Origin of the sequence: Aeromonas sp. 159, assembly GCF_963862045.1 — a bacterium.
Classification (GTDB): Bacteria; Pseudomonadota; Gammaproteobacteria; order Enterobacterales; family Aeromonadaceae; genus Aeromonas; species Aeromonas veronii.
Window position 1 is genome coordinate 1 of the sequence record NZ_CAWLMI010000018.1, and the last position, 13,751, is coordinate 13,751.

The following is a 13,751-nucleotide window of genomic DNA, read 5'->3' on the forward strand; positions in this document are numbered from 1 at the left end:
GGTGCCGCTGAGGGAGATCCAGCTGGCCGACACCTTCGTCGGCGGCACCAAAGAAGATCCCAAATTCGAACCCAACGAGCCGATCCCGGTCTACGACACCTCGGGCCGTTACGGGGAGGAGGGGGTCGCCATCGATGTGCGCTGCGGTCTGCCGCGCCTGCGGGAGAACTGGGTGCTGGAGCGGGATGACACCGACGAACTGCCGGGGCTCAGCTCCACTTTCACTCAGGAGCGTCTGGCGGACGAGGGGCTCGACCACCTGCGCTTCGAACATCTGCCAAAGCCGCGCCGTGCCAAGCCGGGCCGCCGGGTCACCCAGCTCCACTACGCCCGTGCCGGTATCGTCACTCCCGAGATGGAATTTATCGCCATTCGCGAGAACATGGGGCGCGAGCAGGTGCGCTCTGAACTGTTGCGTACCCAGCATCCGGGCCGCGATTTCGGTGCCCGTTTGCCCCTGAACATCACCCCCGAATTTGTGCGCGATGAGGTGGCCGCCGGTCGCGCCATCATCCCCAGCAACATCAACCACCCGGAAGCGGAGCCGATGATCATCGGCCGCAATTTCCTGGTGAAGATCAACGCCAACATCGGCAACTCGGCGGTCACCTCCAGCATCGAAGAGGAGGTGGAGAAGCTGGTCTGGTCGACCCGCTGGGGCGCCGACACCGTGATGGATCTCTCCACCGGCCGCTACATCCACGAGACCCGCGAGTGGATCCTGCGCAACAGCCCGGTGCCCATCGGTACCGTGCCCATCTATCAGGCGCTGGAGAAGACCAACGGCATCGCCGAAGAGCTCACCTGGGAGCTGTTCCGCGACACCCTGCTGGAGCAGGCCGAGCAGGGGGTGGACTACTTCACCATCCATGCCGGCGTCCTGCTGCGTTTCGTGCCGATGACAGCCAAGCGCCTCACCGGCATCGTCTCGCGCGGCGGCAGCATCATGGCCAAGTGGTGCCTCTCCCACCACAAGGAGAACTTCCTCTACCAGCACTTCCGAGAAATTTGCGAGATCTGCGCCGCTTATGACGTGGCGCTGTCGCTGGGCGACGGTCTGCGTCCGGGCTCAATCTATGACGCCAACGACGAGGCTCAGTTCGCCGAGCTGCGCACCCTGGGTGAGCTGACCAAGATCGCGTGGGAGTATGACGTTCAGGTGATGATAGAGGGCCCCGGCCACGTGCCGATGCACATGATCGAGCGCAACATGACCGAGCAGCTGGAGCACTGCCACGAGGCGCCTTTCTATACCCTGGGCCCGCTCACCACCGACATTGCACCGGGTTACGATCACTTCACCTCCGGCATCGGTGCCGCGCTCATCGGCTGGTACGGCTGCGCCATGCTCTGCTACGTCACTCCCAAGGAGCATCTGGGGCTGCCCAACAAGGAGGATGTGAAACAGGGGCTGATTACCTACAAGATCGCCGCCCACGCTGCTGACCTTGCCAAGGGCCACCCGGGCGCTCAGATCCGCGATAACGCCATGTCCAAGGCGCGTTTCGAGTTCCGCTGGGAGGATCAGTTCAATCTTGCGCTCGACCCCGACACAGCCCGCGCCTACCACGACGAGACCCTGCCGCAGGAGTCCGGCAAGGTGGCCCACTTCTGCTCCATGTGCGGGCCCAAGTTCTGCTCCATGAAGATCACTCAGGATGTGCGTGACTATGCCGCAAAGCTTGAAGCGGTGGAGATCAAGCTGGTCGGCATGGATGGCCAGCAGGAGCAGGTAGTGGCCGAGGTGGAGAGCGGCATGGCCCGCATGGCAGAGACCTTCAAGGAGACCGGTGGCGAGATCTACCATCAGGCGGCGGTGCTGAAACAGGCCGCAGGGGAGGAGGCGTGAGCAGCGCAAGCGGGGCTGTCAGCCCCGCCGATCTGCTGCCTGTGACGGACTCCCGCCCAGTTGTCTGGACCATCGCCGGTTCCGACTCCGGCGGTGGCGCCGGCATTCAGGCCGACTTGCACACATTGCACGACCTTGGCGTGCACGGCTGTTCGGTTATCTCCGCCATCACTGCCCAGAACTCGGTGGCGGTGAAGATGGTCGACCCCGTACTGATGCAGACCTTCACCGCCCAGATCGATGCCCTTGGCGTCGATCTGCCGCCCGCCGCCATCAAGATCGGCCTGCTGCCGACCCGGCTTCACGTCGAGGTGCTGACCCGCCGACTGGCGGCCATCGAGACCCCCTTTGTGGTCTACGACCCGGTGGCCATCGCCAGCACCGGCACCCCGATGGCGGAGCCCAATATGCTGGAAGCGGTGCGCGAACAGCTGTTGCCACGTCTGTCGCTCATCACCCCCAACGGCCCCGAACTGGAAGCCCTGACTGGCATCCCGACGACCAGCCCCGGGCTGTTGCGGGCGGGTGCCGCGCGGCTGCGCGAACTCGGCGCCCGCGCCGTGCTGGTCAAGGGCGGCCATCTTGCGTGGAGCGGGGAGCTGTGTCTGGACTACTACCAGGACGAGACCCGCGAATTCTGGTTGGCGGCGCCGCGCCTCGACACCCGCCATGGCCACGGCACCGGTTGCTGCTACGCCAGCGCCATCGCCGCCGTGGTGGCGCAGGATTATCCGGTGGAGGACGCCATCACCCTGGCGCGTGCCTACCTGCAACAGGGCTTGGCGGCGGCGCAAGGAGTGGGCGCAGGCCCGGGGCCTATCGCCCATCTTGGCTGGCCAGCCGATCTTGCTCACTTCCCCCGTGCCGTACTGGCAGGGTCTGCCCTCGACCGTCGTTTCGGACTTTATGAGACAAGCAGCGCCCGCCTGCCGGATGGCCCCTTCGCGCCGACCGAACACAACCTCGGCCTCTATCCGGTGGTGGATTCGGTCAAGTGGCTGCGCCGCCTGCTGGGGTCAGGGGTCAAGACCATCCAGCTGCGGATCAAGAATCTGCCTGCCGCAGAGGTGGTACCGGCCATTCGCGATGCGGTAGCGCTCGGTCGCCGCCATGGGGTGCGGCTTTTTATCAACGACTACTGGCAGCAGGCCATCGAGGCGGGTGCCTGGGGCGTGCATCTGGGGCAGGAGGATATGGAGACCGCCGATCTCGCCGCCATTCAGGCGGCCGGGCTGCGCCTTGGCATCTCTACCCACGGCTACTTCGAGCTGATGCGGGCCCGCGAGCTGGCCCCCTCCTATATGGCGCTGGGCCATATCTTCCCGACCAACACCAAAGCGATGCCTTCGCGCCCGCAGGGGCTGGTGCGGCTGCATCGCTACCGTGCCCTGATGGCAGACTGGCCGACAGTGGCCATCGGTGGCATCAGCGAGGAGCGGGTGGCGGCGGTCAAGGCAAGCGGGGTCGGCAGTATCGCGCTGGTCTCGGCCATTACTGGAAGCCGAGATTGGCAGGGGGCGACCGAGCGGCTGCTCGCGGCCGTGGGGGCGGGGGATGAGCCACGCTCGGCCACCGTTATACGGGAGGCAGAACATGCTCTCTGATGCGGAATACCTCAGATATGGCCGCCAGCTGATGCTGGCGGAAGTCGGTGAAGAAGGGCAGGCACGGCTGAAAGATAAATCCGTGCTGATCGTCGGCCTCGGCGGGCTCGGCTCGCCGCTCGCTCTCTATCTGGCTGGCGCCGGGGTGGGCACCTTGTGGCTGGCCGATGGCGATACGGTGGATTCCAGCAATCTGCCGCGCCAGATCCTGTTCGATAGCGAGGCGGTCAATCACTCCAAGGCGGAGCTGGCCCGCGAGCGCTTGGCTGCCCACAACCCGCTGGTGGAGCTGATTGCCATCAACCAGCGGCTCGATGCCGCCAGCCTGCCGGAGTTTGTGGCCGAGGTAGATCTGGTGATCGACTGCTGCGACAACCTCGCCACCCGCCAGGCCATCAACGCCGCCTGCGTGGAGCAGGGCAAGCCCTGGATCTCCGCCGCCGCAGTGGGTTGGCAGGGGCAGCTGATGGCGCGCACCAGCAGTGAGCACGCCTGCTATGCCTGCCTCTATCCGCTGGATACCAAGGTGAGCCAGAGCTGCGAGACCAGCGGCGTCACCGGCCCATTGGTCGGGGTGATGGGCTCTTTGCAGGCGCTGGAGGCACTGAAACTGCTGCTCGGGATGTCGAGCCCGGTCGCTGGCACTCTGCGCCGTTTCGATGCGTTGACCCATCAGTGGCAGACCCTCACTCTGGCTCCCGACCCCGATTGCCCGGTTTGCGGGCAGCGCCGATGCCCGACACTCGATAAGGAGATCACATCATGACCCTCACCATTCGACTCAACGATAAAGCCCAGCCGCTGGCGGCAGGGCAGAGCGTGGCCGACCTGCTGGCGGCGCAAGACGTTAATCCACAGGGGGTGGCGGTGGCCCTTAACGGCGCCGTGCTGCCCCGTGGCCGCTGGGCCGAGACCCGTCTCAATGACGGGGATGAACTTCACCTCTTCACTGCCATTGCGGGAGGCTGACATGCTGAAAATTGCCGATCACACCTTCTCATCGCGCCTATTTACCGGCACCGGCAAGTTTGCCCGCCCGGATCTGATGGCCGCCGCCATCGAGGCGAGTGGCTCCCGGCTGGTCACCATGGCTATCAAGCGGCTCGAACCGGGCAAGGCCCACGACGATATCCTGAGCCCCTTGCTGCAACTCGGGGTCAAGCTGCTGCCCAACACCTCTGGCGCCAAGACCGCCGCCGAGGCGGTGTTTGCCGCCCACCTCGCCCGCGAGGCGCTGGGGACGAACTGGCTGAAGCTGGAGATCCACCCCGATCCGCGCTATCTGCTGCCCGATCCCATCGAGACGCTGAAAGCCGCCGAGCAGCTGGTGAAAGAGGGCTTTGTGGTGCTGCCCTACTGCGGCGCGGATCCTGTGCTCTGCAAACGGCTGGAAGAGGTGGGCTGCGCCGCCGTGATGCCGCTCGGCGCACCCATCGGTTCCAATCAGGGGTTGGTGACCCGGGAGTTTCTCTCCATCATCGTCGAGCAGGCCAATGTGCCTGTGGTGGTGGATGCGGGGATCGGTGCGCCGAGCCACGCCGCCGCCGCCTTTGAGCTGGGCGCCGATGCCGTGCTGGTCAACACCGCCATCGCGGTGAGCGGCGACCCGGTCGCCATGGGCTGCGCCTTTGCGCTGGCTTGCACTGCCGGTCGCAGCGCCTATGAGGCAGGTCTCGGCGCGCGCGCCCTGCAGGCGCAAGCCTCCAGCCCGCTCACCGATTTTCTGGGGGCGTTATGAGTCATGATGCTGGCTCAGGGCAAGAGCCAATGGCCATGTCCTCTTTCTCGGTTTCTCCCGAGGCTGATGTGTTTAGCCCCCCTCTCGGCTCTTCACAAAATAAGGGAGAGGGGCTGGGGGGGAGGGCTGATGCGCCATCCTTTATCAGCCGTTGGCAGGAGCTGGAGTGGGACGATATCGGCATGCAGATCCGCGCCAAGACTGCCGCCGATGTAGAGCGGGCGCTGGGTTCACCGCGCCGCACCCTGAGCGATTTTATGGCGCTGATCTCGCCAGCCGCCGAGGCGTATCTGCCGCAGATGGCGGCCGAGGCCGAGCGGCTGACCCGCCAGCGCTTTGGCAACACCATCGGCTTCTATGTACCGCTCTATCTGTCGAACCTCTGCGCCAACGACTGCACCTACTGCGGCTTCTCCATGAGCAACCGCCTCAAGCGCAAGACATTGAATACAGAGGAGATTGAGCGCGAGTGTCTGGCCATCAAGGCGCGCGGTTTTGACAGCGTGCTGCTGGTGACCGGCGAGCACGAGCACAAGGTGGGGCTCGCCTATTTTCGCGAGGTGATGCCCATCATCCGCCGCCACTTCAGCACGGTGGGGATGGAGGTGCAGCCCCTCTCGCAGGCCGAATATGCCGAACTGAAGAGCCTCGGCCTCGACGCTGTCATGGTCTATCAGGAGACCTACCACGCCCCCACCTACGCCCGCCACCACCTGCGCGGCAACAAGCGGGACATCGCATGGCGCCTTGCCACGCCGGATCGGCTCGGCCGTGCCGGTATCGACAAAATCGGCTTGGGGGCGCTGATCGGTCTCTCCTCGGACTGGCGCGCCGACAGCTACTTTGTCGCCGAGCATCTGAGCTGGCTTGAGCGTCACCACTGGCAGAGCCGCTACTCGCTCTCCTTCCCGCGCCTGCGCCCCTGCACCGGCGGGCTGGAGCCTGCTGTGGTCATGTCGGATCGCCAATTGGCCCAGCTTATCTGCGCTTGGCGCCTCTTCTCGCCGACGCTGGATTTGTCCCTCTCCACCCGCGAGTCAGCCACCTTTCGCAACGGCGCGGTGCGCCTTGGCATCACCCAGATGTCGGCCGAGTCACGCACCCAGCCGGGGGGCTATGCCGAAGGGGATAAAGAGGAGCTGGAGCAGTTCGCCATCCACGACGACCGCCCGGTGGGGGAAGTGGCCGCCGCCGTGCGGCAGGTGGGGTTGCAGCCGGTGTTTAAAGATTGGGAACCCTTTCTGGGCCGATAGGGGCGGCCACGCCCCCCTTTGCCTGCCGTATCCGGGCGTCCGGCAAGACTCCGTGCCTGTGGCAAGCAGGCACGGCTGCGCCGTGCAATCGTAGGGTCGATTAGCCGGTAGGCGTAATCGTCCGTTCCGAGATATGGCGTTGGCGGCAGGAGCCGTTGTGTGGTGGCGCGGCTTTGCCGTGCAGGACGCGAGGCCGCTGGCCTCGAAGGGGTTTCGCCCGCCCTTCGGGCTTGGGCGAGTAACTTTTCTTTGCGTGGCCAAAGAAAAGTCACCAAAAGAAAGGCCACCCCCGCTAATTCGCCCGACTTTGTCGGGTTCCTTCGGCTCACCCGCTTGTCCGACGGCACGCGCCGACGGGTCATCCATGGCCCGGCGCCGCTCGCTCGACATCCTGTCTCGCGGCCTGGACAAGCGGACTCGCCTCAGCGAATAAGAGGGGGAACCAAAACCGTGCCCGCCATAACCTCAGGGAGTGGTCGTAGGGTGCAATTCACTTCGCTTATTGCACCCTACGGTAATACCCCCTGTGAGGACGACATTTAAGCATCTATTTCTCTTAAATCTTCGATTATTGGGGTGAGCCATTCAACAACTTGAGAAGTGAAACGCGCCCATGAAGGATGTTTAGATGCAAGGTCTACAATCCGAGTTAAACCTACGGAGCGTTCAATTCCCAAGAAGTTAATTTATTTGCGTTACATAGTTATGTGAGTCTTGTTCAAAAATAATAGTTCTTGCGATATCTACTATTTCTTGGTAATCGTTACCCAACTCATTGTCATTAATTTCAACAAGCATAGAGTGAATGTATCGCTCTGGATTGAACTCCTCAGGCAAAGTAAACTCTGAAATTTTTTCTAAAGCTCTAGCTCTCAGGTCAATAGCTCTTTGATCATTGCCAGTAATTACTTTTTTGATGGCGTTTTCTTTTTGTGCCCGTAGACGACAAACATCACCATCTAATACATATATATTTTTACTAACATCTTCACCTCTAAGTAAAGCCCCGCCTAAAATTGTGAAGGCGTTAGATGAGGCACCATATTTTATAATCTGAACATGCTTGGATGCCTTGAGGGATGAGCATAATTTACTTACAACCGCAGCAGCTACATCATCCTCAACATAGATTTCTACGGAGGTCCTTCTCTCCCCAGTTAGACGAGTTATTGAATCTGGCTTAGTATCTTCGAAACAATATGTTCTATCAGAAAAATTCAATATATGTCTAATGTTAACCATGTGCGACATGGTGGTTATTACTTCTCTGTGAGTTGTAAAAATTATTTGTATTTTATTTTCTGTTGCATGCTGAGAAAGAACAACTATAAGTCTTTTCAGTGCGCTATCATGTAGCAATAAGTCAATTTCATCAATTAAAATCAAAGCGTATTTATCAGCTTTTAACACGGTCTCAAGAATTAAAAATATCTTTTGCTCACCAGCGCTCATGCTGAGAGATGAATACCTCATCCCATTCGCTTCTACACCGATCATCTTTTTTCCATTCGGCTGGAGATGGCTATTTAGAGATGTATATCTTTTGTTTAAAATTTGAGATGCTTTATTCAGGATGGTTTCCACTAAAGCGTTGGTTACATTGGATGTCACATATTGCACAGAGTTCTTTTTCTCTGATTCAATCATTGGGACACACTTATCTATTCCAAGATAATAAACTTCTCTTAACGGACGTCTAGCGTATATTGGAACCCATCTTGAACCTCTAGCCTCAGATTTTCCATAGCTTTTTTTCTCGTCATCTATTAATTCTCTTCCTCTCCTATATGACATAGAAATTAAAAAACTACTGCCATTCCACTCTGAATCTGGACTTCTAGGAAAAAAATCACCTAGTTTGTTGTCTTCGCCTGGAAAGTCCTTTTCTGGCATATAGACACCTGCGAGGGCATGTAAGATGGATGATTTCCCACTTCCATTTGGCCCTAAGATCGCGGTCAATGCATGAGGGGTAAATGTCAACTCATTTAAATCGTTTAGGCATTTTAATTTTTTAATATTTATGGAGTTTATAGTTTGCCCTGTAATGGTTTTTACCGTGTTAGGTTGTTTTGCCACAGTTTCAGTCCTGTTTATTAGTTTTAAAAAATTAAAATGCTATTTGTATGTGAGAGAGTTTACTCTTGTGGAGACCCGTAGGGAACTTTTATAGGCTTGTTGTGAATCTTGAGTAAATCGGTCATTCAGTAATTTCCGTAATGGCGACCGGTCCATAGTAATTTTTTGACTCAGGTTACATGCTGCCTCAATTTAGATAGCGCTACAGGCTACGTCCTGACAGATATCAGCCTGCGGGAACAAGGGCATAGATATGTGCATCCATAGGTTGGCCATGAAGAAAGATGCGATTTCTAGCCCGGCACTCAAAGGTGGCCCCGGTAGTAATGGCAACAGCTTCGCTGGAGCTGTTGCCGATTCCCATCACGATCTCCAGCCGAAATAGTCCCTACTGCTGAAAGCCAAAATCACGGAGCAGGGTGACCGCCTGTCGGGCGATACCGCATCCTTGGCGGGATTGGCGTACCCAATAGCCGATATTGCCGTAGCGATGATGGGGCGACAGCTGGTTGATACCTGTACCACCCAGCAATTGGCCGGTGGTGGCGTAGAAGATGCCCATGTCAAAGGCACGTCCCGCCGAGCGATCCTGCTCGCAGCTGGCAAACCACTCCAGTGCGCTCTCCCGAGTAAATGAACGGGAGCACCAGCTCATCCATTTGCCGACTGTCTCGATCGATTCGTGGGCCGCGCGGACAAACTCATCGGCATCGGCTGGTTCGAACGGGCGGATCACGATATTGGCATTGGCAAGGCGCTGGAATGTCATCACTTGTCCTGCTTTTTCAGAAAGTAACTGATATGCCCCGGCGGCATATCGGGCAGCTGACCAAAGACCTCGTAACCCTGCTTCTGGTAGAAGGGGAGGGCCTGAAAACTGGTGGTTTCCAGATGGTAGTTGCTGATGCCCTTGCTTTGGGCGTATAGCTCTATGGCGCCGAGCAGGCGGCCACCCCAGCCGTCGCGGCGGATGCTTTCGTCGATCCAGAGCCAGTCGACGTGCAGCCAGCCCCACTTGATGTCGGCGATGATGCCGCCGTGTACCTTGCCCTCTTCATCCTTGATAAAGCTGGCGATCCGCTCGCGCCGAAGTTCGAACAGTTGAGGGCCTGCCTGGCTTACGTTGTAGCCCGTCAGGCCAATGCGCAGCGCTTCAACATCATCGTCCTGAGGCGGTTGGGGTGGGGTGAGTTGCATAGTGCTTCCTGCTTGATGGTGGTTGTCTCTAACGGGTTGCCGCTTCCAGCGCGGCTATTTCACCGCCGCTGATGAGCGGCAGGTTGCGGCTGATCTGCTCCACCGGCCAGTCCCACCAGGCGATGACGTTGAGACGGGCGATGGTGTCGTCGTCGAAGCGGTAGCGGATCACCCTGGCGGGGTTGCCGCCGACCACGGCGTAGGCGGGCACATCGCCGGTGACCACGGAGCGGGCGGCGATGATGGCGCCGTTGCCGACTTTTACTCCCGGCATGATCAGGGCGTCATAGCCAATCCAGACATCGTTGCCGATGACGGTGTCGCCCTTGTAGGGGAGGCTGCCCGGGGCGGGGGCGGCACTCTCCCAGCCGTTGCCGAAGATAAAGAAGGGGTAGGTGGAGAAGCCGGAGGTCTGGTGGTTGGCGCCGTTCATGATGAACTTCACCCCGCGGGCGATGGCGCAGAACTTGCCGATGATGAGCTTGTCGCCGATGAAGGGGAAGTGGTAGAGGACGTTGCGCTCAAAGCCCGCCGAATCCTCCGGGTCGTCGTAATAGGTGTAGTCACCCACTTCGATATTGGGCCCCTTGATGGTGTTCTTGATAAAGCACACCTGGGGGAAGCCGTTCATGGGGTGGGGATTGGCGGGATCCGGTCCGTGCATCTGGTCTCCTTGGATGGGTCGGGCTAGAGCGCCGGGAAGTAGCAGGCGCTCATGTCGATGGGGTGATCGGGGCAGTCGGGCAGATAGAACTGCCAGCCCGCATCGGAGAAAGCGCGCAGCTCGGTTTCGACAAACTTGATGGCGAGGCTCAGGGCCTGCAGGCTGTCGATGCCGTAGATAAAGGTCTTGTCGCTCAGCCCCGCCAGCTTCACCTTGCAGCGCCAGTCACCGCCAGCCGAGCGTGGATCCGGCTCGGGGGCCTTGATGGCGATTTTGAGGACGAGCTGTTCCCCTTCGGTGCTGATGGCGTCGAAGCGGGCGTTAACGATGGCGTTTTTCATCTGGCGATTCCTTTTCCGTGGTACAGCCCCTGCGGTTGCGGGTGGCTGGCTCCCTGATGGCTGATGCGGTGAAAACTGGACTCAGGACGGCCAGCGTAAATGAACTTGTGAGTTGAAACAATGGGATATGCGTGACCGGGTGAGAGGGCTTTCGCCGCCGTGAGCGAGCGCAGTGGCGGGAGTAGCAACGCGCTGGCCACCTGTGGTGGCCGAGAGGCTGGCAGGCTGCTAGATGTAAAGGATTGTTGGCTGTGGCCGCAGATTTTTCTGTTCTGCCGATGAGGGCGCGTGAGTCCTCTTGAGGCAGAATATCTCCCCCCTGTTTGACGTTGAAGTACAGGAGTCTCCGTGGCGCTTTCGGTAACCCAGCTTTATGAAGTGATGGCCCAGCTGCCAGATCCCGTCTTTATTCTCAGTGAAGATGGCTATTACGTGGAATATATCGGCGGCATGGAGCAGCAATCCTATCACGATGGCAATCCGCTGGCGGGCAAGCAGTTGGCCGATGTGCTGCCACCCGAGATGGCCATATGGGTCAAGGCGCAGGTAGCCGAGTCGCTGGCGAGCGGTCAGGTGCGAGTGGTGGAGTATGAGCTCTCCGCCGCCGAGGTGGGGGGGATTAATGCCGCCGCCGGGCCGCAAGGGATACAGCGTTTTGAGGGCAAGATTGCGCCGCTGCCCTCCCTCTATGACGGCAAGCGGGCGGTGGCCTGGGTGACCCGCAATATCACTCGCCAGTACGAGTTGCAGCAGCGACTGCTGCGCCAGAGTGAAACCGACCAGCTGACTGGCCTCCATAACCGCCGTTTCTTCTTCGAGCACTGCCAGCCGTTGCGGGCAGGAGATGCGCCCTGCGGTCTTATCATGCTCGATATCGATCACTTCAAGCAGATCAACGATCGTTACGGCCACCAGCAGGGAGATCGGGCCTTGCAGCGCTTCAGTAGTTGTATCGATGCCCTGTTGCGGGCAGATGATCTGTTTGTGCGCAGCGGCGGCGAGGAGTTTCTGATCCTGCTGCCGCGGACCGATGAAGCCGGTTTGCTGCAGATGGCGGAGCAGATCCGTGCCGCCGTCGAAGCGTTGCCTGCCGATCCGGTCGCCATCACGGTCAGTCTGGGCACAACCCTGGTGCAGCCGGAGGAGGAGATCAATCAGGCGCTGGCTCGGGCCGACGAGTGGCTCTATCGGGCCAAGCGGGCAGGCCGCAACCGGGTGGCGCACTGCCCGGCAGGTTGAGAGTGCCGCCCCGGTCGCTGTCGGAAATAGCCTGCGCTTTTACTCTGAATAAATTGGCTGACATCACTGTCAATTAGTAGAAAAGTTGGCCGTATTATTTAACTCATATTCCACAGCTTAAGGTGTTAATATTATCGGCCTGATCGCTGGTCTTATTTGTGTTGTTGGGCAACAGCATGAGGTTTTATCGGTATGTTATCAAACAGGCGTGAATCTGGTTTTGGGTGACGAATGTGATACATCCTGTTGTCTTTTGAAACATTCCGATTCAAACAGTCATGAATTATTAACCTTGACCCGGATAGCGATTTCAACGATGGTAGCGTGGCAGCTCCGTTTCTCTCCGGTGGCCCTGTTGGCCGCTGGCGGCGTTGTTTTTTCATGTGCAGGGGGATATGCAATGACATATCTCCAGCCTGTTATTCGGGCCAATAAAAATAATGATGACAGACTAATAAGGTATATATTGCAATGAGTGTTTCTATTGCTGAAAAGAGTAACCCTGTTTCAAAATTGAAATGGGAGAAAAGCGATTCGGTATGGACCATGGGCCTATATGCTACTGCTGTCGGTGCCGGTACGTTATTTCTCCCTATTACTGTTGGCAGTAATTCCCCGGTTATTTTGCTATTTATTTTATTGCTGGCTTTTCCGCTCTCTTATTATTCCCACCGGGCATTGAGCCGCTTTGTGCTCTCCAGCTCCCACAAGGAGGGGGATATCACCCATGTGGTGGAGGAGCACTTCGGTGCCAAGGCGGGCAAGCTGCTGATGCTGGTCTATCTGATGGCTTTCTACCCCATCATTCTGGTCTACAGCATCTCCATCACCAACGCGATCCAGAGCTTCGTGGTTCACCAGCTGGGGGATGCCGAGCTGCCGCGCGGCTTGCTGGTGCTGGGGGTGATGCTGGGCCTGCATCTGGTGCTGCTGGCCGGCAAACAGATCGTGGTGTCGGCCATCAGCGTGCTGGCGCTGCCCATGGTCGCCTTTCTGATTGGCCTCTCCATCTATCTGCTGCCCCAGTGGAGCCTCTCCTATTTCAGCGAGAGTCAGCCAGTGGAGTGGCGTGATCCGGCGTTCTGGAAATCCCTCTGGCTGATCGTGCCGGTGATGGTCTTCTCCTTCAGCCATGCGCCCATTATTTCTTCCTTCAGCGCGGCGCAGAAAAAGCGTTGTCAGGAGAGTGCCGACCTGCGCGCCAAGCGGATCATCAAGTACAGCAGTATGCTGATTTGCGGCAGCGTGCTCTTTTTCGTGGTGAGCTGCGTGATGAGTCTGAGTCAGGCCGAGATGGCGCTGGCCCGCACCGACAATATCTCCGTGCTGTCGGCGCTGGCGAACAAGTTTTCCAATCCGCTGATCGCCTATGTGGGGCCGCTCATCGCCATTCTGGCCATGTCCAAATCCTTCCTCGGCACCTCCATGGGGGTGAGCGAGGGGACGGTGAGCATGGTGAGCGGTGCCTGTCAGGGGCTGGGGCTCTCCCTCAAGGAGTCAACCATCGCCCGGGTGTCATCGGTGATCCTGTTTATGGTGACCGCCGTCATCACCTATCTGAACCCCAATGTGCTCGACATCATCGAGCGCGTCAGTGGCCCGCTGATCGCGGTGATCCTGTTTCTGCTGCCTGCCTGCTCCATCTATCGCTTGCCCGCACTCAAGCGTTATCGCGGGCCGAGTACCCTTTTTGTGTTGGTGATGGGGCTGCTTGCCATCTCGGCCCTTATCTACGATCTGCTTTGACCGGGCGGTATCCCGCACAAATCAAAAAGGGCGACCATCTG

At 58.9% G+C, this 13,751-nt stretch carries 12 protein-coding genes and 1 pseudogene; 8 read left to right on the forward strand and 5 right to left on the reverse strand.

Annotation, left to right across the window (positions count from 1 at the left end; translation table 11 throughout):
* The 6 genes from thiC to thiH all read left to right on the forward strand — a co-directional run.
* A partial coding sequence (gene thiC, locus AACR14_RS03650; RefSeq protein WP_026034910.1) for a phosphomethylpyrimidine synthase ThiC occupies positions 1–1,849 on the forward strand: 1,849 nt, incomplete at its 5' end.
* Positions 1,846–3,453 (forward strand): thiamine phosphate synthase, encoded by a 1,608-nt coding sequence (gene thiE / locus AACR14_RS03655; RefSeq protein WP_019445159.1) that lies wholly within the window; start codon positions 1,846–1,848, stop codon positions 3,451–3,453. The genes thiC and thiE, both read left to right, overlap by 4 nt.
* Positions 3,443–4,219 (forward strand): HesA/MoeB/ThiF family protein, encoded by a 777-nt coding sequence (locus tag AACR14_RS03660; protein ID WP_019445160.1) that lies wholly within the window; start codon positions 3,443–3,445, stop codon positions 4,217–4,219. Before thiE ends, AACR14_RS03660 begins: the two co-directional genes overlap by 11 nt.
* Positions 4,216–4,422, forward strand: coding sequence for a sulfur carrier protein ThiS (gene thiS, locus AACR14_RS03665; protein WP_005357774.1), 207 nt, complete (start codon positions 4,216–4,218; stop codon positions 4,420–4,422). The genes AACR14_RS03660 and thiS overlap by 4 nt, the downstream gene beginning before the upstream one ends.
* Position 4,423: 1 nt before the next feature.
* Positions 4,424–5,191 carry a thiazole synthase gene (locus AACR14_RS03670; RefSeq protein ID WP_019445161.1) on the forward strand — a complete coding sequence of 256 codons (768 nt, stop codon included), beginning with the start codon at positions 4,424–4,426 and terminating at the stop codon, positions 5,189–5,191.
* Between the two features lie 35 nt (positions 5,192–5,226).
* Complete coding sequence (thiH, locus tag AACR14_RS03675; RefSeq protein ID WP_026034911.1) at positions 5,227–6,444, forward strand: 2-iminoacetate synthase ThiH; 1,218 nt, start codon at positions 5,227–5,229, stop codon at positions 6,442–6,444.
* Between the two features lie 681 nt (positions 6,445–7,125).
* On the opposite strand, the gene AACR14_RS03680 is transcribed toward thiH, so the two are convergent.
* From AACR14_RS03680 to AACR14_RS03700, 5 genes and pseudogenes are all read right to left on the reverse strand, one after another.
* A complete protein-coding gene (locus AACR14_RS03680; protein ID WP_237714689.1) occupies positions 7,126–8,523 on the reverse strand; it encodes an AAA family ATPase in 1,398 nt (465 codons plus the stop codon).
* A gap of 226 nt (positions 8,524–8,749) precedes the next feature.
* Positions 8,750–9,292, reverse strand: a pseudogene (locus tag AACR14_RS03685) (GNAT family N-acetyltransferase).
* Positions 9,292–9,720, reverse strand: a complete 429-nt coding sequence (locus AACR14_RS03690) for a GNAT family N-acetyltransferase (RefSeq protein WP_019445165.1) — start codon at positions 9,718–9,720, stop codon at positions 9,292–9,294. The pseudogene AACR14_RS03685 and the gene AACR14_RS03690 overlap by 1 nt, the downstream one beginning before the upstream one ends.
* Positions 9,721–9,748: 28 nt before the next feature.
* Entirely contained in the window at positions 9,749–10,384 is a 636-nt protein-coding gene (locus tag AACR14_RS03695) for a Vat family streptogramin A O-acetyltransferase (protein ID WP_019445166.1), read from the reverse strand.
* 23 nt (positions 10,385–10,407) lie between these two features.
* On the reverse strand, positions 10,408–10,725 hold the full coding sequence (locus tag AACR14_RS03700) for a DUF6968 family protein (RefSeq protein WP_019445167.1): 318 nt from the start codon (positions 10,723–10,725) through the stop codon (positions 10,408–10,410).
* Positions 10,726–11,073: 348 nt separating this feature from the next.
* Between AACR14_RS03700 and AACR14_RS03705 the strand changes: the two genes are divergently transcribed.
* Entirely contained in the window at positions 11,074–11,964 is an 891-nt protein-coding gene (locus AACR14_RS03705) for a sensor domain-containing diguanylate cyclase (protein WP_019445168.1), read from the forward strand.
* Positions 11,965–12,435: 471 nt separating this feature from the next.
* A complete protein-coding gene (locus AACR14_RS03710; protein WP_019445169.1) occupies positions 12,436–13,710 on the forward strand; it encodes an amino acid permease in 1,275 nt (424 codons plus the stop codon).
* Positions 13,711–13,751 lie beyond the last annotated feature (41 nt).

Coding starts and splice junctions, on each gene's coding strand:
- AACR14_RS03660 (WP_019445160.1), top strand. CDS start 3,443: ATGCTCTCTGATGCGGAATACCTCAGATATGGCCGCCAGCTGATGCTG.
- thiS (WP_005357774.1), top strand. CDS start 4,216: ATGACCCTCACCATTCGACTCAACGATAAAGCCCAGCCGCTGGCGGCA.
- AACR14_RS03670 (WP_019445161.1), top strand. CDS start 4,424: ATGCTGAAAATTGCCGATCACACCTTCTCATCGCGCCTATTTACCGGC.
- thiH (WP_026034911.1), top strand. CDS start 5,227: ATGTCCTCTTTCTCGGTTTCTCCCGAGGCTGATGTGTTTAGCCCCCCT.
- AACR14_RS03690 (WP_019445165.1), bottom strand. CDS start 9,720: ATGCAACTCACCCCACCCCAACCGCCTCAGGACGATGATGTTGAAGCG.
- AACR14_RS03695 (WP_019445166.1), bottom strand. CDS start 10,384: ATGCACGGACCGGATCCCGCCAATCCCCACCCCATGAACGGCTTCCCC.
- AACR14_RS03700 (WP_019445167.1), bottom strand. CDS start 10,725: ATGAAAAACGCCATCGTTAACGCCCGCTTCGACGCCATCAGCACCGAA.
- AACR14_RS03710 (WP_019445169.1), top strand. CDS start 12,436: ATGAGTGTTTCTATTGCTGAAAAGAGTAACCCTGTTTCAAAATTGAAA.